The organism is Betaproteobacteria bacterium (assembly GCA_016720925.1).
Lineage (GTDB): Bacteria > Pseudomonadota > Gammaproteobacteria > Burkholderiales > Usitatibacteraceae > UKL13-2.
Genome location: JADKJR010000023.1, coordinates 18,581 through 41,390 on the forward strand (window position 1 = coordinate 18,581; position 22,810 = coordinate 41,390).

At 52.5% G+C, this 22,810-nt stretch carries 15 protein-coding genes, 1 rRNA gene and 1 pseudogene; 6 read left to right on the top strand and 11 right to left on the bottom strand.

Annotation, left to right across the window (positions count from 1 at the left end):
* Positions 1 to 87 precede the first annotated feature (87 nt).
* Positions 88 to 742, bottom strand: a pseudogene (locus tag IPP88_20785) (PIG-L family deacetylase).
* A gap of 545 nt (positions 743 to 1,287) precedes the next feature.
* On the opposite strand from IPP88_20785, the gene IPP88_20790 reads away from it, so the two are divergent.
* The 5 genes from IPP88_20790 to IPP88_20810 all read left to right on the top strand — a co-directional run bounded on the left by IPP88_20790 (position 1,288) and on the right by IPP88_20810 (position 6,746).
* A complete protein-coding gene (locus tag IPP88_20790) occupies positions 1,288 to 2,637 on the top strand; it encodes an MBOAT family protein (GenBank protein ID MBL0125038.1) in 1,350 nt (449 codons plus the stop codon).
* A gap of 10 nt (positions 2,638 to 2,647) precedes the next feature.
* Entirely contained in the window at positions 2,648 to 3,556 is a 909-nt protein-coding gene (locus IPP88_20795) for a hypothetical protein (protein ID MBL0125039.1), read from the top strand.
* Positions 3,557 to 3,808: 252 nt separating this feature from the next.
* Positions 3,809 to 4,594 carry a hypothetical protein gene (locus tag IPP88_20800; protein MBL0125040.1) on the top strand — a complete coding sequence of 262 codons (786 nt, stop codon included), beginning with the start codon at positions 3,809 to 3,811 and terminating at the stop codon, positions 4,592 to 4,594.
* An 8-nt stretch (positions 4,595 to 4,602) separates the two neighbouring features.
* The gene (locus IPP88_20805; GenBank protein MBL0125041.1) at positions 4,603 to 5,298 is read left to right on the top strand and encodes a hypothetical protein; all 696 of its coding nucleotides are present in this window, start codon (positions 4,603 to 4,605) and stop codon (positions 5,296 to 5,298) included.
* A gap of 191 nt (positions 5,299 to 5,489) precedes the next feature.
* Entirely contained in the window at positions 5,490 to 6,746 is a 1,257-nt protein-coding gene (locus tag IPP88_20810) for an O-antigen ligase family protein (protein MBL0125042.1), read from the top strand.
* A gap of 239 nt (positions 6,747 to 6,985) precedes the next feature.
* On the opposite strand, the gene IPP88_20815 is transcribed toward IPP88_20810, so the two are convergent.
* The 9 genes from IPP88_20815 to IPP88_20855 form a co-directional block, all read right to left on the bottom strand.
* A complete protein-coding gene (locus IPP88_20815) occupies positions 6,986 to 7,975 on the bottom strand; it encodes a glycosyltransferase (GenBank protein ID MBL0125043.1) in 990 nt (329 codons plus the stop codon).
* A 259-nt stretch (positions 7,976 to 8,234) separates the two neighbouring features.
* A complete protein-coding gene (gene asnB / locus IPP88_20820; GenBank protein MBL0125044.1) occupies positions 8,235 to 10,097 on the bottom strand; it encodes an asparagine synthase (glutamine-hydrolyzing) in 1,863 nt (620 codons plus the stop codon).
* A gap of 303 nt (positions 10,098 to 10,400) precedes the next feature.
* Positions 10,401 to 10,898, bottom strand: coding sequence for a polysaccharide deacetylase family protein (locus tag IPP88_20825; protein ID MBL0125045.1), 498 nt, complete (start codon positions 10,896 to 10,898; stop codon positions 10,401 to 10,403).
* A 358-nt stretch (positions 10,899 to 11,256) separates the two neighbouring features.
* Complete coding sequence (locus tag IPP88_20830) at positions 11,257 to 11,727, bottom strand: hypothetical protein (GenBank protein MBL0125046.1); 471 nt, start codon at positions 11,725 to 11,727, stop codon at positions 11,257 to 11,259.
* On the bottom strand, positions 11,724 to 12,962 hold the full coding sequence (locus IPP88_20835; GenBank protein MBL0125047.1) for a sulfatase-like hydrolase/transferase: 1,239 nt from the start codon (positions 12,960 to 12,962) through the stop codon (positions 11,724 to 11,726). Before IPP88_20835 ends, IPP88_20830 begins: the two co-directional genes overlap by 4 nt.
* 115 nt (positions 12,963 to 13,077) lie before the next feature.
* Positions 13,078 to 13,521, bottom strand: a complete 444-nt coding sequence (locus IPP88_20840; GenBank protein ID MBL0125048.1) for a hypothetical protein — start codon at positions 13,519 to 13,521, stop codon at positions 13,078 to 13,080.
* Between the two features lie 307 nt (positions 13,522 to 13,828).
* A complete protein-coding gene (locus IPP88_20845) occupies positions 13,829 to 14,710 on the bottom strand; it encodes a hypothetical protein (GenBank protein ID MBL0125049.1) in 882 nt (293 codons plus the stop codon).
* 266 nt (positions 14,711 to 14,976) lie between these two features.
* The gene (locus tag IPP88_20850) at positions 14,977 to 18,252 is read right to left on the bottom strand and encodes a hypothetical protein (protein MBL0125050.1); all 3,276 of its coding nucleotides are present in this window, start codon (positions 18,250 to 18,252) and stop codon (positions 14,977 to 14,979) included.
* Between the two features lie 311 nt (positions 18,253 to 18,563).
* Complete coding sequence (locus IPP88_20855) at positions 18,564 to 19,946, bottom strand: TIGR03013 family PEP-CTERM/XrtA system glycosyltransferase (GenBank protein ID MBL0125051.1); 1,383 nt, start codon at positions 19,944 to 19,946, stop codon at positions 18,564 to 18,566.
* Between the two features lie 754 nt (positions 19,947 to 20,700).
* On the opposite strand from IPP88_20855, the gene asnB (IPP88_20860) reads away from it, so the two are divergent.
* Positions 20,701 to 22,575: an asparagine synthase (glutamine-hydrolyzing) gene (gene asnB / locus IPP88_20860; protein ID MBL0125052.1), complete on the top strand. Its 1,875-nt coding sequence runs from the start codon at positions 20,701 to 20,703 to the stop codon at positions 22,573 to 22,575.
* A 78-nt stretch (positions 22,576 to 22,653) separates the two neighbouring features.
* On the opposite strand, the gene rrf is transcribed toward asnB (IPP88_20860), so the two are convergent.
* Positions 22,654 to 22,768: ribosomal RNA gene (gene rrf, locus IPP88_20865) — 5S ribosomal RNA — on the bottom strand.
* Positions 22,769 to 22,810: the final 42 nt, after the last annotated feature.

The following is a 22,810-nucleotide window of genomic DNA, read 5'->3' on the forward strand; positions in this document are numbered from 1 at the left end:
CAGGCGCTCGGTTAGCGATCACTTTTTCGATCAGGCGTCAACTGGTCGGCCCATAACCTGGTCATGCTGGCGCATCGAAACGCAGGCCTACCAAAGCAAACGGTTCTTTCGTCCATAAAACGCTTCAGCATAGCCTTCTGGCGCATTGCATTCAATACCGCGTAGTCGGGCAATTGCCTCAAATGTGCTTTGCGTGTACCACTTGCGATGCAACTGGCTAGGAAAACACTCGAGGAGAATCTGAATTTTTCTCTGTAGATGCTCTACTGACAGGGGAACGTAGGTGTTGGGAATGCCAAGATCCCCGTCAAATTTTGGGATTTCGTATTCTAGTATCCAAGTGATTTCGGAAGGTATTCCATGTGAGTTCATTCGTGACCCGGTGATCCTGGTGCAGGTCCAGCCGGTAGTGAGTCAATATCAGATCCGGCTCGTACGCTTTGAGCGTCTCGATGTACTCTTTTAGCGTTGCGCCATCGTAAGGGAAGTAACTACCCCTGAATTGCTCTACGCGAATTATTGCATCATCGGCGCCGCGAAGCAGCCTCCTGGCGGCAGCATGAGTTTCCCGCGCCCGTTTTGCATCGGAACTGAGTGTAATCCACACAAATTTCGTTTTTGGCCACCGCTCGGCCATTAGAAGTATGGTACCGCCGCAGCCAATTTCCAGATCATCACAATGGGCACCCAAAAGCAGGACGCACGATGGACTTTCCGAACCTTTGAATGTGAGGTCTAACATAGAGTCGCGCCGATCACCGATGTCTGAAAAAGCACTTTAATGCGAGACTATACGCTTGCTTTTAGGTCGACAAATCACAACGGCGGCCCCTTTTCCTGAATGCGTTTTACCATAAGTTGGATTATGTCCTTGCTTGGGCTTTCTGCACGGCCACTGCCACAACATTGGGTCAGACTCAGAATGAAAATCATGTAAATAACCCCTGCTTTGCCCTGATCATGTCTGACATTTTCGCTGGACACGGAGAACTTTGGTTCTATGATCAAGGCGTGCTGGTTTCTGTGGTTGGGTCTGCAGCGATTGGATGACATTACCGCGGGGATTTCCTTGATGATGCGAGCCGCGACACGATCTCCGATTTCCAGCCCTGCCGTGAAGCGTCGGTCTTCCGGACCCAATTACCTGAACGGCTATTCCTTTCCCCCTGCAAAGAATAGTGCGAAAATGACCAATGTTGGAACGGCAGTAGACCATTTGAGTGCAGGTAGAATTAGCCATTCTACTGGCGCGCGGCCACGCAAGAATAATAGGAAAAATAACGAGAGATGCTATTCAACTCCTATCAGTTTGTCATTTTCTTCGCGCTCTTTTTTCTGACTTTTTTTGCGCTCCGCAATGTCAAGGCGCAAGTCGCCTTGATCGTCTGCGGCAGCCTGTATTTCTATTCGGTCTGGAAGCCGGAGTACGTGCTGCTGGTTCTAGTAGTGACCGCGATTGCCTACGCGGCCCAAGTGTGGTCGGATCGCAAATACATCACCTTTGTGACAGTGGCCGCGCTGCTGGCTATTCTGTTCGTCTTCAAGTACTACAATTTCTTCGCCCAGCAAATGTCGGCCTTCGGATTCGCGTTTGGCATGACCACGCTTCTGTTGCCGGTTGGGATCTCGTTTTACGTGTTCCACGCAATCAGCTACGTGGTGGATCGGAAACATTACGACTTCGGCACCATCTCGATGCCGCGCTTGCTTGCGTATATTGTGTTTTTTCCGCAGTTGGTGGCCGGCCCGATTATTCGGGCGTCAGTATTCCTACCTCAGTTGAAAAGCCCGAGGATATTCAACAAATTCCAATTCTCTACCGGCATGGCGTTGTTTTGCATGGGCATGTTCAAGAAGCTGGTGATCGCCGACAACCTGGGCGTCTTTGTAGACCAAGTCTATATGGGGGCGGGTCAGACGACTGCCGCAAATCATTGGCTGGGTTTCTACCTGTATGCATTCCAGATTTACTATGATTTTTGCGGTTATTCTGAAATGGCGATCGGCATTTCCCGAACGCTGGGATTCAAGTTCCCTAAGAACTTCAATCGGCCCTATTTGTCGGCATCGATCACGGAATTCTGGCGACGCTGGCACATCTCGCTTTCGAGCTGGCTGCGCGATTACTTGTACTTTTCGCTCGGTGGCAACCGCAAGGGCGCGGTCCGCACCTATATAAATCTGGCACTTGTGATGCTGCTCGGCGGGCTTTGGCACGGTGCAGCATGGACGTTCGTTGTCTGGGGCGCAATCCACGGTTTGATGCTGGCCATCGAGCGGTTGACAAATTACCAGCCGAAGCCCGGGATGCAGCGCCTCGTCGGCACGTTTGTCACCTTCAATTTGGTTTGTATCTCATGGGTGTTCTTTCGGTCGCCGGATTTTAATACTGCGGCAAAGTACCTTTCCGGCATGCTCGACTGGAACTCAATTCTCGATCTCACGACAAAATTTTCCGCGATCAAGTGCATGGGCCTGATCTTTCTGGCGGTGATGATTGAGAAAATGAGCGTACCCAGAACATTTGTGCGGCTGAGGAGCGTACCGCGCAAGGTTTCACTGGCCGTGGTCGCCACTGCACTATTCCTGTTGTTGGGGAATTTTTCCGCTCATCCCTTCATCTACTTTCAATTCTAAGGAAGCCACGGTGCATATCTGGGTTTTCGCCAAATGGATTGCCGCCATTGCCGCCATTTTTCTCGGTGTCTCATACCTCGGCAACCTTGCACGCCAAATTGTTGGCCACTCCGGCTTTCGACTAGCGCTGGCCGCCAATGGCGCAAGTTCATTTGCCGGCAAGAAGCTGCATATTGCAATCGGCAATTCTCAGTTTATGGATGGCTTGAGCGCGGACCTGATCAACAAAAAACGGCGCGACATTAAGTTTCTTAATCTGGCATTCAACGACCTGCGCAGTACGGATCTGCTCGCGATCATGGAAACGTTTTACCGGGGCTGTGGTTGCACGGTCGAGCGACTTTATATCAATGCCGGCTCGCTCGAAGACGAGAAAGACGGAACACTCGATGTGCAAATTTTCATGTCGGCGTTCAATCGCGAGTTGCTACCACAGTTTCTGGGCGATCAGCCCGCGCTCCGTTGGTCTCTGGCGGCGTTACCGCTATTGCATTTCAACAATGAAGTCTTTCACCGCAGCTTTTATTATTGGCTATTGCGCCGGGACGATCAGGGACACGGAAACGCCTACAAATTCCGCCTCCCAAAGGTCGCGCCCAATCGGCTCGGCGGCACGCAGAAGAAAGTAATGATCGACTTTCCGCGATTGGCGCGGATGATCGAGGTCACTCGGGAAAATCGCACTGAACTGATCGTCGTGGTTCCTCCCTTTCACCCGGTCTATGTCGCGAACCGTTTTGGCTTCGCCGAATACGTGAAACAATTTGAACGCGAACTCGCCCCATACAATGTACCCCTCATGGATCATTCGACAGGCGTGGTCACCAGCTATGATGGATTTTCGGATTTGGTTCATATGAATTTCGATGGCCAAAAGGTCTATAGCGACTATTTCTCGGCGCGCGTCATTCCTGAATAATGGTTGACCGCCGCTACCAATCGGGTTTACAGATCGCCGTGCCGACAGCGGCCGCGGCATGACTCCGATGTTCGGCGCACATCAATTTCGGGCACCTCTGATCAAGCCCTTTGACGGGCTCAGGACGAACGCGAACTTGTCGAGTCCCTTCGTGGAGAGCTTGTCGAACCACCTTCAAAGTAGACTTGATCAGACCTTTCCTGGATCGGATACACGCGCACGCGGCTTGTTCACTGCACGAATTGTGTTCACTTGAAATTTCTGACGCTCATATTGCTCCTCTGCCTGTCGCCACAAACCGTATTCGGCAAGGACATTTATGTGGATTCCATGGCGGCGAACGACACCGGCAAGGGCACTAAGGCGAGCCCCAAGAAATTCTTGATCAGTGGCCTGGCGATGATGTCTACTTCGGGCGGCGATACCGTCACTCTCGCTGCCGGCAGCTATTCCGCAGTCGGCGACGCTATCACGCGCATCGTGCAACTGCCCAACGGCAAACCGGGCGCCTACAACGTCATCAAAGCGGCAGTCGACGGCAGCGTCACGCTGACGCGCGAATTTTCGTTGCCGCTGACGTCGGGCTATCTCCAGTTCGAGGGACTAAAATGGGATAGCGCGTACACTAAGGCTGTTGCTGGCCATCACTTGCGATTCCTGCGTTGTGCATTCAAAGGCGGCCCGGCGATCGGCAATGTGGCGACACTCGTGATTGGCACGAACGATCAAACACCAGGCGCGCAACACATACTGTTCGAGGATAGTTGGGTCTACGGGCCGGGCGGTCGTTACAAAATTCTGGTTTATAACGCGGAATTTGTCGTGCTTCGCCGGGTCGTTGCCCGGCACGACGCCGGTTGGACCTACGACGGCCGGAATCCGCAAGGTGGCATTACGATTTATAACGCGAAAGATGTATACCTGCAAAACAGCCTCGTGATCGACAGCGACCGGACTATCCCGGTTGGGGCGCTGGCATTTATATCGTCAAGAACAATGATCGGACGATCTTGCCGGTGCATTCGGGCACGCGCGTAAGTGGGACCATGGTACTCAATGTAAAAGGTGCTGCAATCGGCCTGGACGGATACGGCAAAGTGGACGACGCGCATATCCAAGACACTGTAATCTGGAACGCGGCAAGCGGTCTTTTCATGAACAATGGAGACCACGCGCTGACCGTCAACCGGATGACGATCGGCAAATTATCGAAGCCCGCGTTCGCGCTCTATGCCGGTCGCGAGTCGACGCTCGATGTTCAGAATTCAATCATCGCGAATGTGGATCGGGCGTTCAGCGGCGAAATGGGTCGGGGCAAACTCACACACCAATACAATAATTGCCATGCAAACAATCACCGCAGTTGCTACGCGACCGGCGAGACCTCATTCAACCCCTTGACCGGTGGCTTGAAACATTTGCCGCGCATCGAGATGGCCTCCGCGCTGAAGAAGGCGGGCGATGCCGGGCACCAGGTCGGCGCGCAAATTGTCAACAGAATCGGCGGGAATGGTTCGATGTTTGGCGATTCGGGATTCAACGCTGAAACGACGGAGAATCTCTGGCCATGGCCTTACGAGGACAGACTCAGAAGCGATCTTTGCGCCGACGGAGTTGTCCGCGGCTTCTGCGCAAAAAGTCTCAGTCTCACCGATTACGTGTGGAACTACCTCACGCCGAATGCGCAGATTGTGCGACCCTACGCCATATCCGAGCATAGCAGGGACAACAAGAAAAACTAGTTGGGTCGCCGCGGAATATGTTCGACAGTTTGGTTTCAACTTACAGGATTTGAACAAGTGCCGATTTCGTCTGACAAGCGTTCTGCTTCGCACCAAACCAGCTCCCATCAACGGGGCAGTCTCACGGCGCGTATCGTCGCCCTGCGAACGCTCTGAACTCACGAAGTCAGGCTTCATTTCTCACCGCTCCGATGACATTCCTCGCGATATATTTCATCAACCTTTTCATCGCGCCGCAGTTGTGGATCAAGCCGTTCATCGGGCTACCCACGGACTACATCATTATTCCAGCGTGGATGATTGCCGTCGCATTGCGCGGGCGTCTGGTCGAATTTTTTCGATTTCGCACCATGGATTGGCTGTTTCTCGGCATGATCTTCTGGATGACCTTATCAGCCGCTGCAAATCCCAAAAACCCGGCCACCTACATCACCCTCTTCTACTACGTGCGGTGCTTCATTCTCTACCGATTGTTCATTGTCTCGATCCCGACCATGCCGCACTTGCGCCGGGCGCTGTGGCTTCTACTGTTTTTCGTCGTGATTCTGGTCGTCGAAGGCATCCAGCAAAAACATCATCCAGCAGGAATCGGTTGGGCGGGTCAGACGCTGGGCTGGGTCGATCCCAGTGTGATCGCGGCGGGCGGAACCGGCCGGACCCGCTGGCTCAATATTTTTGACGGGCCAGGCGTGTTTTGCGTGGTCTACACGATTGGCTTGCCGATCGTGCTGGTCTTGCTCGGTCCACCATTCAAAATGGCGATGCGAATCTTTGGACTCTTGATGTTAGGCCCCTTGCTGTTAGCCACCTACTACACGGGATCAAGGGGGGGATTCCTCGCCGTAATCGCCATTTTCGGACTTTATTTACTGATGCGATTCAAGGTTTCCATTTTCAAGATGACAATTTTCGGCGTATTGCTGGGCGGCCTATACGTCGTCGCACCGTCTCACCTGACAGCGGTAAAAGATGAGAATCGGTCCGCCCAACATCGTGTGGAAATGTGGGCGCAGGGCGTAAACATGGTGCAATCCAATCCGCTGTTGGGCATTGGCAAAGCCAATTTCCGTGTCTGGACTGCGCGCCTGATCGCTCACAATTCAGCCATCGAAATTATGGGCGAGACCGGACTGCCAGGATTATTTCTGTGGATTTCGCTTTCCTATCTGGCATTCAAGGGGCTATACATGTATAAGGCAGGCCCGTACGAGTCCCTTAACAAGGCCTACGCAACGGCACTGCAACTCATCTTGGTCGGCTACTTGGTCAGCGCAATGTTCGTTACGCTGGAATATGAAACGCTCTATGTCTTGCTGGGCATGTGCGTGGTGGTCGTGAAGAATATGAAAGAGCAGGTGGTCTTGACTAAGAAAGACGTCGCCATTATTGTCGGCATCACGGTCTCCTGGGTTGCGGTCGTGAAGGGGTTTTCTATGTCTTATTTTTAAGGTGTTTTCTGTAACCATCCCACGACAAAGACGGGGGCTTTCGCGTCGCGGGGCCCCTCAAAGGGGCCTTATCTGTGACTAAGGTCAAAAACTCGCAAATCTTGAAAGTGTCTTTGCATCCGAATCCTGATCCCTTGAATCACGAGTAGCACCCGTTGCAGGTTCACCGCAAATGCGACTGCCGGAACTGTCAAACTTATACGGCCTCTCCTGCAAAACCGGGGAGGCTCCCGCTGACGCTAGGTTTTGGTGCTTGAATCGTTGCCCTGATTTGCAGTTCGTGTAGTGGATATAGCGTTTCCGTAGGCCAGAAAATAATTCTCCGCCGCTGCGCGCCACGTCGCGCCTTCCATCGACTCGGCAATCAGTTTTGTATCCCAGTTTCTTGTCAGTGCTGTGTCGAGCGCTTCCGTAAACCCTTGCACATGCTGTGCCTTGACCAGGATTCCTGTCGCGTCCCCCACCATGTCCGGAATCCCCCCTACGCGGGAGGCGACAACTGGGCGTCCCGATGAGAGTGCTTCGATCACCACATTGGGGCACCCTTCGCGAAGGCTCGGCAGACAAAAAACGTCACAGGCGCCCAGCCAATTCGCAACCGCTGCATGGTTCTGGTGCCCGACGAATCGAACACTGCTTTCGATTTCGAGCGTCTGTACGCGTGACTGCAATACGCCCATTAGCGGGCCATCACCAACCAAGCAAAGCAGGAAATCGTCGCGGCGTCGGCGCAGTTCGCCTGCCGCGTCAATCAGTGTGGAAATGCCCTTCTCTTCACTCAACCGGCCGACATAGACGATTATTTTGCATTCGCGTGGCAGGCCAAGGCCGATGCGAGCCTCTGACTTGTCGCGCAAGAAAAACAGCGAATTGTTCACGCCGTTGGGTATGGTCGCAATGCGTGTCGCCGGGATTCCATTGGTGACCATCCCTCCGCGCAAGTCTTCCGAGACCGCCGTGATGGACTTGGATCCAAGCAACATCGACAGAATCTGCTGGCGTTTTCCACCTTCATTCAACATGCGGTTGACGTCACAACCGAGCGCAGTGGGTACCATGGGAATGCGCAACCACTTCGCGATCCATCCCGCTGCCACTGAGTCGGGATAAAGCCACATCGAGTTGATGACGTCGAAAGGTGCGTTGCGGTGCAGTCTGCGCACCGTCATCAGCGAACCCAAGAACATCAGCACGGCCAGCAATGGCTCGGAAATACGCGGCAGAACCACATACTTTGGGAGTACACCTTCACGCGATCAATGTCGTACTCGCGAGGCACAGTCGCAAACTCATACCAGCGGGGGAAACGGCGCAGGAAAGACCAAGCTGGAAACCACGGCAGCGGACAGAGCACCGTCACATCACAGAAATTCGCGAGTTCTCGCGCAAGCTGCTCGGTAAAGATACCACGCGTTCGGTCTGTCGGCGTCGGAAACAGGTTCGTAAATAGCAATACGCGCATTTTCTTCGGCTCCATGGCTGCCGCGATCACGGGTCGATATACTTCCGGTGCCAGAGTTCAAGCGCAAGCAAAGAGAATATTCGCCGGCTCAGGTCTTCGGCGCCGCTTCGGTGCCGTTCGAGTACGTGCGCTATGTATTCCGGCTGGAAATAGCCGCGCGCCAGCGTGCGGCTGTCCAACAGGATATCGCGCACCCGTTCAAACAAGGGCCCGCGGAACCAAACAGCGATCGGCACAGGGAAGCCTTTTTTCGGCCGGTAGATGATCTCGCGCGGCAGGTATTTCTCCATGAGTTTCTTCAGCAAGTACTTTCCCTCATCGCCGTTGCGCCGCAGGTGGTCCGGCAGCGCCGTCGAGAACTCCAGCAGATGATGATCCAGCATCGGCACGCGCAGTTCCAGCGAACTGGCCATGGTCATCTTGTCGGCCTTGAGCAGAAGGTCATCGGGCAGCCATGTTTTCAGGTCAACATACGACATGCGGCGCAAGTCGGTGCCCTGTTCCAGCGTACCGAACAGCTTTTCAAAATAGTCACCGACGGTGCTTCCAACCGTCGTGTGAAACTCGGGGCGGTACATCCTTGTCTTGAGCGAGGCGGTGACGTCATTGGAAATGCCCCAGTATCGCTTGGAGAGCGGCGTACCGATCCAGTCCCAATACTTAGCAGATTTCTCCGAGCGCATCGCATGGCTGAGCAAGTTATGAATGGGCTTGGGCAGGAACTGCGCAAACGCGTGCAAGCGATCAACCTTGGGCATGATCTTGTAAAGCGGATATCCGGCCAGGATTTCATCGCCGCCCTCCCCCGACAAAATAACGGTGACATGTTCGCGCGCCAGCTTGGACAGCTGGAAAAGTGCGACCGCGGCGCTTTCCACCACCGGCTCCTCCATGTGCGCGAGCAGCAAATCAAGCGAATCGAAGAAGTCCCCCGATTGCAGGATAAATTCGTGATGGTCAGTCTTGAATGCCTTGGCCACGATACGCGCGTACTCGAGTTCGCTGGAAGCCGGGTCGTCGCTGTAGCCGACTGAGAATGTCTTCACTGGTTCCGACATCATGCGGCTCATGCACGCGACGATGGCGCTGGAATCGACACCGCCGCTCAAGAATGCGCCCAGCGGCACCTCGCTCATCAGCCGCAGCCGGACGCTCTCAAGCAGCAAGTGCTCTAGCCGCTCCTGCGCTTCGTTGAATGAAATATCCAGCATGGGGACTTTGGCAATGTCCCAAAACTGGCGGATCGAGGGCTTTCCATTCTCGAACAGCATGGTGTGCCCGGGCAACAACCGATTGATGCCGTGGAAAAGCGTCCGCTCGCCCGGCACATAGCCAAGCGACATGTAGAAATCGATCAGCCCCGTGTCCACCTTTGGTCGTTCATGCAACGCCAGCAGAATTGGCTTGATTTCAGAAGCGAAGGTCAGGCGTTCACCGTCGAAGTGATAGTAAAGTGGTTTGATGCCTAGGCGGTCACGTGCCAACAGCAGGCGATCGCGGGTAATGTCATAAACGGCAAAGGTGAACATGCCACGAAAATATTCGGGGCACTGTTCACCGTATTCCTCGTACGCGTGAACGACCACCTCGGTATCGCAATGGGTGCGAAACTTGTGGCCCTTCGCTTCAAGATCCGCCTGGACTTCCTTGTAGTTGAAGATTTCTCCGTTGTACACAATCACCACGGAGTTGTCTTCGTTGAAGATCGGCTGGTCGCCGCCGCCAATGTCGATAATGCTCAGGCGCCGATGGCCCAATGCCACATGATCGCGGACAAAGAAGCCGTCGCCGTCCGGGCCGCGGTGCGCCATCGCGCCAGTCATGGCTTCAATGAGTTTGGGAGCAACTCGCGCTCGCGCGCGATTGACGATTCCAGCGATTCCGCACATAAGGAGAGGGGTTAGGCAATCACAAAAGAAACAGAATTTGAATGGAAGAAACTGAGAAAACTGCTTTCCGGACCGAGACAGAAAACACTACATGCCTCAACTGAAACCTTTCCATTGATTGCATTTTACATTGGCGGAAACTAACATCGGACCTCATTTGCTCAATGTTCGGTTTGTGACTATGCTATCTCAACAGTAATCAATTGCGATACATATTCAAGATAACTCCATTCATTTCCCAACTTTTCGTGGTCTGTCGAATAATTTCTCGTGAATCACAAGATAGTCTGCAACAAGCGTTTCTCAAAATCCAGCGGAGGAACCACGTCTTGCGTGCAGCCTTCCCTCGTCGGAGACCAAGTCGTCAATTGAAACCATCTTGAGCGCCCGATATTCCAGATTTGCAACGATTTGTGGCAGTGCGTCCGTGGTATGTGCGTAGTCGTCGTGAAAAAGCAAGATGCTGCCCACAGGAATACGTTGCAGCTTGATATGTTCCACGAGCGCACCTGCGTCAGGCAAAAAGGAATCAAGACTGTCCAGCGACCAGAACACAAAGCGAAATCTTCTACACAAGAGGGCAATCGTCGAACCAACCGCGACATGGCCAAATGGGGGCCTGAAATTGCGGGGCAGCTCCCGCCCGACGATGTCTTCGAGTTCGGCTTGACATCTTGTCACATCCGCAACGTACGTTTGCGTAGATACGACCTTGGCATCAAAATGCGAGTGACCGTGATTGCCAATCTGATGGCCTCGATTGACAATGGCACGAACCAGCGCAGGGTGTCGCACTGCCATATCGCCCTGCAGAAAAACGTCGCCTTTGCGGCGTGACAATCAAGGACGTCAAGGATTCGAGGGTATTCTCCGGGTGAGGTCCGTCATCAAACGTGACTGCCACCGCCGGCAGGGCGCATGTGCGCCCACTGACGACTGCGGCCCAAGGCGCAAACCACGATGCCGTCCGTTTAACTGTCGCTCCAAGTTCCACAAATTTCCTGTTTCCAGATTTCCGCAATTCCCACCAACAGAAGCCTACTGTAACTTTTGCTTCTTGGTCGTATCCCCATTTCGCGGCTGCGGCGACAGAGAAGAAAGGTACCTGCATGAGCAGCTCGCTCTAACAGGCAAAGCCAGTTAGGCAATGACCACGTCCTTAGGACGCGGGTTTCCAACTTGTTACTAAAAATTGTTGAAACTGCTCCGAGGGAATTCCACACGTAGCGCGCATGGCTAAGCAACAGCAGAAGGAATGCCAGCGAGGATTGCATACTCGGATCGTCTGGCAAAGTTTCCGCCAGGAAGTTCCGATTGAATGCGGACATGAATATCTGTACTTCAAAGATGCTTGGTTTTTCGTCTTCCGCGCCGCACCGTTGACATAAAGTCGCTCTACCGTGCAGTCGCGTTTCTTGTAGAAAGTTTCCATTACGGCAACCAGGTCTGGGCTACGAAGATCGTTGAATGCCAGATTGAGAAACTTGAAGTAGCGGCGATGTTCGTTGATGTCATCAGCGTTTAGGCCATCCACTAACTGAGGATTGCCGATGGCTTTTGGCGTGGCGACCGCCGCCATCTTGCCATGCGCCTCGCGGATCGATTTGCCGACGATGGTGGACAGGATCACAATCCAAAAATGATGCGATGATGGTGTTTCTTAAAATCCGAAAATGCCTTTGTTACAAATTCTTGCTTAATCGGATCGGTTAGATTTTTGCCTAAAGTCGAGAAGTCCATTGTTGAGCTCTTAAACTGCGCTTCAGTTATCACGTTATTCATAAAATAATCGTCTTGATGAAATCCATCAGCCCCCCCATAAGCGCCAGCGAAGAAATATAGTCGTCTGTGCACTGGCACATCCCACAATGGAACGCCTTCTGATACCCCCATGTCCGTCTGCAATCCAAGAAGCAGTGACATGCTTGACTCAATATCAATATGCGAAGTCAACGTTCGCACCATTAGCGGTTCTCTGAATGTAGATGGTGCAAAGACAATTAGCGGAACATGAAATGAATAACCGCTAATCGTTCCAACCTTTAACTCTGGATCTTCAATTTTTGTCCGTACTCCATGATCAGACGTCAGCACAATCACAGTATTCTTAAGTGCGTCATGATCTTGAAGCTCTTTTACCAGCCCCCTTAGCCACACGCTCTGCAAATTCATCAGGGCGCGTCCATATGCCTTTCGACTTTGCGACCTGCCAATTTGAAACCAGGGTCCGTGCCCAATTTGCGGCATATAAATGAAAGCAAATTTCTTACCAGCACGTAAAGTAGATCGCATGTCTAATTTCATTTGCTCAAGTGCATGTATGTCGTTACGCAGGGCGTTAAGTAGCCCATTATTGCGGTGCATTTCAAAATAGGGACTGTCCTTGAGTATGCTTTCGTGCAATGACTCTGCGGCCTCCGCAGCATGCCGAAGTTCAGTGGAAATTGAAGCTTGCTGACCCGCAACAAAAGTCGTACGCACACCTAACTGCCGCAACATCTTTTCGTCGGCTTCATAGCTCGATACATTTGGAACGTAAGCTCCTGTTTGATACCCCTTCTCGCTTAGTTTTGCAAGCAGAACTTTATGCTGCTTGAAGCCGCCCTTTGTGATCAGTTCACGCCTTCCAGCCGGATAGAGTCCCGAGAGGATTGAGAAAACCGCATCACTTGTATACGGATAAGTCGTGTGGTGCATATACGCTACAAGTGCATTGTTGGCCAACTCTTGGGGAATTAATTCTGAAAAGTTTTCATTGGGGGAAAACTTCGGCAGGTCCCGTCTCCATAATGAAGTACAAGATGTTTGAATTGGCTTCCATTCCCAAAGGAACTGCATTTGTGATTTGGCTGACGTGTCAGTCATTTTTCGAAAAGCCGAAAGATTCGCACTAATATTTTTTCGCTGTCTTCCGATTCGAAGATGTCAGGAGGAAATTGACGTTAGAATCTTTTGCACAGCACTTCTATGCAATCCAACACTATTCGTCGGATATGCAAGGGCCGCCCCGAAAAATAGCATCGCCAGCAGCCCAGCCAACGCGCGCGCGCCGACCTTTACTATTGCAACTTGCGAAGATCTTGCCGCTACCGAGACGAGGATCGCGCTTGACACGGTTACAAAGAGCAAGTATAAGTTTCGCGACCGCACTTGCAGGAACATAACTCGACGCCAACTCCGATTCCGTCAACGCAAATTGGGCGGCTTCATATATCAATGCAAGCGACAAATATTGACCAACATCTTGCTGCGCCCTAAGTTGGATAAAATAAAAAACTATCAAAAAACATGAGACAGCAGTAGCGAAAATGAGAATCCGTTTTCTAAACAACAGGACAGCTATCGCCAAAACCAAACAAGGAACGACTAAGAGGTTTAAGAAAATGTCGAGTGAAAAATACCCCAGTGCCAATGATTTTGGCACTTCCTTTGGCCAAACAATCTGGCAATTCCAAGCCAATAACCATCCATAAGCGAGAACTTAAGATAAATCCCGACCATGCCCGCCCAGAATAGTGGCACGTAGGAACCGCCAAAAATGAACCAGTTCATGCTTCGAAATCCTAGCCCTTTCTCCATTACCGAGAACCCTTTTCGCTTGTTTTTCACTCTGAGCCGTAGATTGACTATTCATCCACGTAAGCAGTGTTTTCCTGAATGTGTGCCATTCAGCCTACCCTGTTTCGATAATTCCATCCGCAAGAAAAAAATAGCGGCAAAAGGTTGACCGTTCACGGATACGGATTACCGTTGCCCAGATAATTCAAGATGTAGTTCGTTAGGGAAGTGTTGATACAGAAGCCGCGCGCTATCCCGGCGTCTACACACATTTCCTTCTTGATGCGCGTTTCGTTGGGGAATGGCCACAGCGCCGTCCCCGTCATGGCATTCCAGCCGGCCTCCCCCTGAAACGTGCTTGCAGTCCCGATACGATTCACGATCTCTGCTCCAATCTGGCCGGCAGTGGAGCCCGCAGTCTTCAGGGGCGTTCCGGTTTCAATCCGCGGCAGATATAGCAGACCATTCGTCCGCGGGTTGTAGGTAACTTTGCCGGTACCCGATGAGGTCGAACCATTGTTGAATGTGTCGAAGTAGGTGGCCGACTCACCCGACATATCGGCATTGCTCATGTTGGCAACAATTAAGTTTGTGAAAGTCTTCGTCCCTCCTGACCCTCCCCCTATGCCGTAGCCGATACTGCTCGATACTGTTTGTCCGATCGTAAGGCCACGTGCGTCAAGGCCAATATTCGCCTGATAACTTGTATTTATGCCCCAATTGCTATCCCAAAAGACGGCATCTCTAACAACGTGACCAACTTGCGGCGCATTTCCGTCAAAACGCAAACTCGCGCCGTCATTAGCGCCGGGAGAAACATTATTCAATGCAATGACACCGAGCCAACTGTTATTGGCGTTCGTGTTTGGCGATGCATTGTTCAGTACATTGTAGAAAGCCGATTGCCAATTCCAATAGGAAAGTGTGGAATCGAGAATAATAACGTTCTGTGCTGAACAGAGGGTCGAGTTGTAGAACGTAAAGCCGGCTTCGGGGTCACCCTTGGTATCGGTCCAACCGCCGTCGTGGCGGACGACCGCTCGTCTAATCACCACACGATTGGAGTTGTAGACCAGTACGGTATATCGACCGCCATTTCCATGCCACCAGTTGTCCTCAAGCAGAATATCGGCAGTGTCATTGAAGTCATTCGTGCCAATCGTCGTATTTGTACAATTCCCTGACGGGCACCCGCCTTTGAATTCATTGCGAAAGAACTTAATGATTGCCTAGTATGGTCTTACCAGTGGCATCATGGAAGCGTAGCCTTCGAATATCAAGTATGCGTCTAAATGATCCATCTCTAATCCGGATGTAAGGATCACGCCCCTTCGTTTTCAGCCTTGATGGTGATGTAGTTGCCGGCCGTTCCATTCGGCAGACTAGTCAGCGCGTTGGCTGCGCCTGAGTAGATGCCATCGCGAATTACCAGGGAGTCACCAGCGGCAAGACATGCAAGTCCCGCCTGTATGGTCTGCTTGGGTGTGCCGCTCGACAGAGCGGCCGCGCAAGTATTTGCGTTGTTCCCGCTGTTAGAAACGTAGTAAGTCTTGAACGTATTGAATGATGCTACGATAGTACAAGATGCACTGATCAAGTTAGTCGTATAAGTTGACCCAACCAACGTACCACCGCATGTGCCGCCAACCGACGACGTGTAACCCGCATTCGGTGTTAACGTGAAAATCAGAGTTGACCCGGGAAGAACTGTCTGGGGCGTTGTAGGACTGATCGTCCCATTGGCACCTGCCGATGGCGTCACGGTGTACGTGACGCAAGCCGTAGGCGGGCATGGTGCTCCCAAGTACTCCCAAATATAGGAAGTGAACGTCTTCGCGCCCCCATAAAGCGCAGTCCCATTCGCCGCAAATCCGCGCAAAGTGTCATTTTGAGCAGGACCATTGCCCGCCGGTACATTATTCGCCTCACGAAATACGGACTTGATAGTATCCTGATAGGGCCATGGCCAGAGATCCACCGATGTAATTTGGTCATAGCCGGTCTGTCCCCAGCGCGTCCCAGAGAGGCCATATTGCTTGAGCATTACTGCTCCGGGCGTATTATTTAGTAGGTTCGCTGGATTGGTGCCAGGTTTCAGCAAGGAAGCCGTTGCCGATGTGATCAAGTCAACCGCCGCACCCGGAATTATTCCGCCAATAGTCAAATGGTCTGCATTCCCGCCCACCATACCCGTTGCTCCCGACAACCCGTTTCGCAAATCCCACACCACAGAATGGCTAGTATTGTTGATGCTGCCCAACTCGCGCAAGAACATGCCCGCACTACCCGCACCCTCGTTGAGTACCATGCTGCCTTGCAACGTGATGTTTGCTGTGTTCTGCGCCGCATAGAACCCACCCATTTTCTCGGCACCACCCAGCGTCCCCGGATTCTGACCGTCAATGGCAATGACGTTCTGGTAGAGATGGTCGCGTACGTTGCCTACCGTTGCACCGCCAAAGGTCGCAAATGTCGCCTTCGGCTGGCTCGAGTTCGAATAGTCAAATCGTCCTATCACCCGGCGCCAGATATTTCGTTGCGTGGTTACCGTCGCGCCACCCTGCTTGAAACAAATCGCGCAGGCACCGGTTCCCGCCATGTCCTCAAGCAGATTGTCACTGCCTGTTACTTCCAGAAGGCCGCCGAACGCATCAATATCACCGCCTCGCTTGAAAATGGAACGAGAAAGCGTATTGAAACTACCGCTAATCAAGCCAGTGAACGCAGGATTGGTAGTGCCTGTCATATCAAAAATAAATCCATCAACCTTGATGTAACTACCCGTCAATTGCAGCTGATTATTCCCAACGCCTAGTGCCGACGTGCTTTGAATTCGAACCTGCATCGGTGTTTCCGCAGTGATCGTGGTGTAGCGTGTTGAGATACCACTGGGTACCGCCGTGATGAAGTTTGACGTGCCCGAGTAGATGCCGTTCCTGACAATCAGCGACTCACCTCCCACGAGCATGCTGATGCCCTTGCCGATCGTCTTCCACGGATTACCGATGGTGCCGTCGCCGGTCGAATCGTTGCCGGTTGTCGAAACATATTTTGGGGTATTCGATACAAACGTCGCCACCACCGAACACAGGCCAGTGATTGAATTCGTCGTGTAGGTCGTGCCGACCAAAGTGCCGCCGCACGTGCCACCCACAATGGCAGCGTAGCCCGCCGATGGCGTGACGACAAACGCCCTTGTGGCGCCGTTGAGAACGGTCTGTGCAGTTGCGGGACTGATGGTACCGTTCGCGCCGGCTGACGGCGTAACCGTGTAACTAAGTCGTACGAAGGTGGCCGAGACCGTGCAGTTCGCGGTAACAGGGTTGGTGGTATACGAAAGGCCCGTTAGCGTACCGCCACAGGTACCTGCAACCGACGGAGTGTAGTTGGCGTTGGGTGACACGGTAAAGGTCTTGGTCGTACCCTGCGGGACCGTCTGCACTGTCGATGGATTAATGACGCCATTCGTTCCTGCGCTTGGCGTAACGGAGAAGTTCACTGACGAAAAGCTTGCAACCACCGTACACGCTGCGGAGATTGCATTGGTCGTGTAAGTTGTGCCAACCAGCGCCCCGCCACACGTACCGGCAACGGAGGCGGTATATCCAATACCTGGCGTGACCGTAAATGTTGTTGTAGCGCCTTGGACAATGTTCTGTACGCTTGCAGGGCTAATGGTCCCATTGGCACCTGTGCTGGGCGTAACCGCATACGTTACTGGTCCAGCAAACGTTGCTGTACAACTCGAATCTGCTGCAATGACAATCGTGCCACTTGCGCAAAGGCCAGACCATCCCGAAAAAGCGGATCCGCTTGCGGGCGTGGCCGTCAATGTTACGGTTGAGCCGACATCAAAGTATGCTGAACTTGACGAGCAGACACCCGGGGCAGCAGGTGGGCACGCAATTCCCGCTGATGCAGTGAACAGGATCCCTGAACCGGACAAGGTGCCTGAACCGGTCCCCGCTTTCACTAAAGTCAGCTTGGCCTGTTGCCCGGCCACCGCCAACGCGTTGCCAATTCGGGACTTGACGGCTGCGATGTCGGATGCATTGATTGCACCGGAAGTGCCTACGTCGAATCTGACGTTCGTCGTACTTGCGGCCAACCCCGATCGGACCTTTACTGCGCTAACATCATTCGAATCCACGGCGCGGTTGTTATTTACATCTCCACGCAAGAAACCAAGCGACGCAGAGGCATATACCGACGCCGCGCCATCGCGCAGCGATACTGTTACCCGCGAATTGTCGGGAATACCAGTCAAGTCAACCGATACCTCAGTACCCAGCACCGAGATAGTATTGGCGCCGATCGTTGCACCCTGCGGATCGACCACCGTCACACTCGCTGGGGTTATTGCGGGCCCATCAAACTGGAAGACAATCCTGTGTCCGCTACCAATGGCGCGTGGATCAACCGTAATCGCGCCACTTATGGACTTTGTCGTATCAACCTTGATGTCATACGTGCCGACAGCAGCGTGAACCTTCCGCGACTGAACGGCGATAAGTGCCTGCGCACTGGATTCGAACGCAAAAAAAGCTCCCAATCCACAGGCAATGCAGACAATGACCCGAATGATGAATACGTGCACTGTTTATGCGTTCCAAACGAAGAGTTTGAGTCCGGACAAATACATAGAACAAGTTTCTAAAGTGTATTGTAGCCTTTTCACTTGGAAATGGAACGGTCTTGGCGATAGATGTCTTGAAACAGTGTATGGACGGTCAGAAAAATGCGGTTAGCGTCAGTCGGCGGATTTGCTATCTCAGCAGTGAAACGCGACTGAAATCAATGGGAACATTCCAGCCTGAACCTGCTCTCGCTCCTATCCAGAACGCCCCCAAACATGAAAGCCCATGAATCTTCTGACTCATGGGCTCTAAGATCAATTTCAGCGAACGATCAGCGCGATCCCTGCGCGAGTAACACCACGCGTACGGAGTAAAACAGAATCAAAATATCAAAAAGCAATCGATGGTTTTTCACGTAGTACAAATCATATTCCAGCTTGTCGGCCGCATCATCAATGGAGGCACCATATTTGTGACGAACCTGAGCCCATCCAGTAAGGCCAGGCTTGACACTATGCCGCGCCGCATAGAACGGAACCTGTGTCACAAGCTGCTCTACAAAGTATGGGCGCTCCGGACGCGGACCTACCAAACTCATCTGGCCCGCCAAAACAGTCAACAACTGGGGCAATTCGTCAATTCTGGTCAAACGCATGAAACGACCTACCTTGGTCACACGTGAATCGCCCGTCTGTGCCCACTGTGGTTTCCCATTCATTTCTGCATCTGTCCGCATACTCCGGAATTTAAGTATGTTGAAAGTCCGTCCGCCGAGGCCAACTCTTTCCTGACGATAGATGATCGGGCCGGGGCTATCCAGCTTGATGGCTAATGCGGCGAATAGCATCACCGGCAAGCTCAGAACAAGCAAAACACCACTCGCAACAATATCAAACGTACGCTTGACAATCATGCGGAATTTGCCTTGTCGAAAGCCGTCACCAAAAATGAACCAGCTTTCACGCAACAAATCAATCTGGACTTTGCTCCGGTGCTGTTCAAAGAATGACGACAGATCCGTAACCTTGACACCGCGTAATTTGCAATTGAGTAACTCAGTCAAAGGCAGTGCGCCACCGCGGCGCTCGCGCATCGCAATGACGATCTCGCTAACGTTGTGTTGCCCGGTCGTCTCACCAATCGACTTTGAAGATGGGAGGATCTTGCTCGCCGGCAACGAAGCGTCAACAGCTTGATCAGCGTAGGGAGAATAAAACCCAACAATCGAAAGACCGCGAATACGCGATTTGTCCAAGGTTTCCTTCACAGCGACGGCATCGCTGCCAACGCCAAGTATCATCACCCGGCGATGCGTCAATGGCGACACGCGGCTAAACAGGAAAATGGCAATTTTTCCGCCAAACCCCAAAAGCAATGTTGCCGCCAAGCAAGGAAAGCAGACGCTGCCATCAGGCAACCTGTAAAAAATCCAGTGTAAGCCGGGCAAAACCACCAGAAACGCGAGAGTGACGCGGGAAACGATGGGCCAGAATCGATCGGGAGGGTTGTTACGGTAGAGCCCAAGTGCGCCAGTTAGGATAACCATCGCCAACACGATAGAAATGGCTCCCGGCACTGAGCCAATGAGCGCTTCGCTTCCACCCGGATATAACGCCATGTAGCCGAAAAGAATCGCAAAGAACAGGCATACCGCGTCCAACGCAACCAGAAACAGGGTGCTCAGCGGAAAGTAGTGCCGAATAAAACCAACCATGCAAATCTCCCAACCTGCCATTCTCAGTTGCAGCTCGTGTCCGGAATCTCGATTTATTTCCGCATCCTGCTTCGATGCGAAACCGCGATGTTTACTCGCGTAACATTTTTCCGAACTACCTTTTTCCTACCGCGCGCCTTGCTTCATATTTTCAATTTGTCTGTTGACAGAATATTTTTCGTTCGTGGAATCGGCACTTGCATTGAACTTTTTTACTGACTTCTCAAGACGCTCAACTCCGATTTATGAAAGATACGGCCTTTGAAATGCACAAAATATGAACTAGTTCACAAACTGCAACAAAAGGGGGTTTTTGGGCCCACTTTGCGCAAATGATGCGATGCGGGTTGCCAAATCCTGACCATACTTGGTCTCACAAGATTGCTTAAAGGAACCAGTCTGGTGAGATACACCTCTAGCGAGTCGCTTGACTTCAATACTTGAACGAAATGCACAAGGCCTAACGCAATGATTCAGAATGATTTTCTCCCTAAACACCAAGAGCTTCCGCTTTCCCGCTGCCCCAATAACGAAAGAAAATCATCCGTCAATTTACAATATGATCCGTTTACGCCATGGCGGGATTGACCATCCCTTTTCCAACAATTAGGCACTACGCAAGAATCAATACCCGCGCCAATCATTGCCTCAAGTAAACTCGGGGTTTCGTCATTCACGGCATATTCATTTTGAATTCACGACCCGTTTTCGCCGCTATCTCCGACGATCATCGTCGTGCTTCAATTCACCTGTCATGTGCGGGCTAAGCGGATTTATTGATTTCACCTCTGCCACCCTCAATTCGGGTGCGGTACTGCGCCGCATGAATCGCCGTCTAGCGCATCGGGGACCGGACGCCGAGGGCTACTACGAAAACGGCGTAACACATCTTGGCCATCGACGCCTGTCCGTAATCGACCTCGCTTCCAGCCAGCAACCGATGACGACCGCTGATAGACGCCACACAATTGTTTTTAATGGCGAAATCTATAACTTTCGCGCCCTACGACACGAACTTGAAGGTCGCGGTCGGATATTTGGAACCGCAGGTGATACCGAAGTCATCCTACAGGCCATCGCTGAATGGCAGGATATGTCCTTGGACAAGTTGCAGGGAATGTTTGCTTTTGCCGTTTGGGACGCGAGCAAAAAAGCGCTCTTTGCGGCGCGTGACCACTTGGGGGTCAAGCCATTCTACTATTTCTGGGATGGCAGACTCTTCGCGTTTGCATCGGAATTGAAGGCCCTGTTGGAGCATCCCGGCATCTCGAAAGATATCGATCTGGACGCATTGGGCTTGTATCTTGAGTGCCAGTACATCCCCACGCCACTGACAATATACAAAAACATCCGAAAACTGCCGGCCGGCCACGCACTGACACTTCGTGAGGGTGCCCTGAGGATTTGGCAATACTGGAATCCGGATTACCAGCGCAAACCCATGTGGGACGAAAGCGAATCGCTCGATCGGCTCGACGCGGAACTCAGGCTATCCATTAAATCAATGCTTGTCGCCGATGTCCCATTGGGTGCCTTCATCAGCGGCGGAATCGATTCCAGCCTGATCGCCGCATTGATGACTGACATAACCGGCAAACCGATCGACACATTCAATCTTGGTTTCGCAAATGACACGAGCCAGAGTGAGCACGAAGAGGCTGCGGCAGTGGCGAAGCATATCGGCAGCCGCCATCACGTTGCCATGGTGACGCCGGACGATGTGTTATCCGCGTTCGATAGCTGGGTCGATGTGTTCGATGAACCCTTTGGCGATCAAGCGGCACTGCCAACCATGCTGCTGTCAAAAATTTCGCGCCAGGACGTGACTGTGGTATTGACGGGCGAAGGTGCGGACGAACTTTTTTCCGGTTACGGCAATTATCGCAAGCGGGTAAGCGAAGAGCGCATTACAAGCGTATTCGGCCATCCGTTGTCACCGTTGCGCGCACTGGTGCCGCACATGCCAGTGCTTTGGCAAAAAGATCGCATCATCAAAGCACTTGGCGTTGCACTATCGCGACGTTACGCGACCATTCCAAATCTATTCGACCGATCTACCCAGCCGGTGCTCTTTTCGGATGCCTTGCTCACTCATCAAGCAAGCCACATTGCTGACTATGCAGCGGCCTTGTTTGACCAGTGCAATTCTGCGAGTTACCTGGAAAAGATCATGAATGTCGATATGCGGCTCTGGCTTCCTGATGACCTGCTGACCAAAGTCGATCGCGCGACGATGGCTTATTCGCTAGAAGCACGGGTGCCGTATCTCGACCACAAGTTCGTTGAGTTCGTCGCGCAGCTGAATCCCGATCTGAAACAGCGTGGCAAAACCACCAAGTATTTGCTCAAAAAACTCGCTGAGAATTACCTGCCGCACGACATCGTCTACCGACCCAAACAAGGTTTCGTCATGCCGCTTACGCAGTGGCTTGACGGTGGATTGAAGTCACGCATGGAGCACGCGCTCTCTGCGGGCGGATTGGAAAAACGCGGCTTGTTCCGAAGGGGTGCGCTAATGCGCGTGTTAAACGAGCACCGCGCTGGACGCAGTAATCATGCAGGGCGATTGTGGGCGCTGACCGTTCTGGAGTTATGGTTTAGTCGTTACGCGCCTGACTTCTCGCTTTGAGTCCTGTGCGCGACACCACTTTGACGCGAAAGCAAAAAGCCCAGCACCTGAGAGGTGATGGGCTTTTTGGGGATTGGGTCTTGGCGATGACCTACTTTCGCACGGGTATGACCGCACTATCATCGGCGCAACGTCGTTTCACGGTCCTGTTCGGGATGGGAAGGGGTGGGTCCAACGCGCTATGGTCGCCAAGAATTCTGTGTGTTGTCCGTTCGGCGCGTGTTGCGCCTGAGTG

Excerpts from the sequence above, each read along its gene's own strand:
- IPP88_20790 (MBL0125038.1), top strand. The coding sequence starts at position 1,288 with ATGCTATTCAACTCCTATCAGTTTGTCATTTTCTTCGCGCTCTTTTTT.
- IPP88_20805 (MBL0125041.1), top strand. The coding sequence starts at position 4,603 with ATGGTACTCAATGTAAAAGGTGCTGCAATCGGCCTGGACGGATACGGC.
- IPP88_20810 (MBL0125042.1), top strand. The coding sequence starts at position 5,490 with ATGACATTCCTCGCGATATATTTCATCAACCTTTTCATCGCGCCGCAG.
- asnB (MBL0125044.1), bottom strand. The coding sequence starts at position 10,097 with ATGTGCGGAATCGCTGGAATCGTCAATCGCGCGCGAGCGCGAGTTGCT.
- IPP88_20825 (MBL0125045.1), bottom strand. The coding sequence starts at position 10,898 with ATGGCAGTGCGACACCCTGCGCTGGTTCGTGCCATTGTCAATCGAGGC.
- IPP88_20835 (MBL0125047.1), bottom strand. The coding sequence starts at position 12,962 with ATGACTGACACGTCAGCCAAATCACAAATGCAGTTCCTTTGGGAATGG.
- IPP88_20855 (MBL0125051.1), bottom strand. The coding sequence starts at position 19,946 with ATGGTTGGTTTTATTCGGCACTACTTTCCGCTGAGCACCCTGTTTCTG.
- asnB (MBL0125052.1), top strand. The coding sequence starts at position 20,701 with ATGTGCGGGCTAAGCGGATTTATTGATTTCACCTCTGCCACCCTCAAT.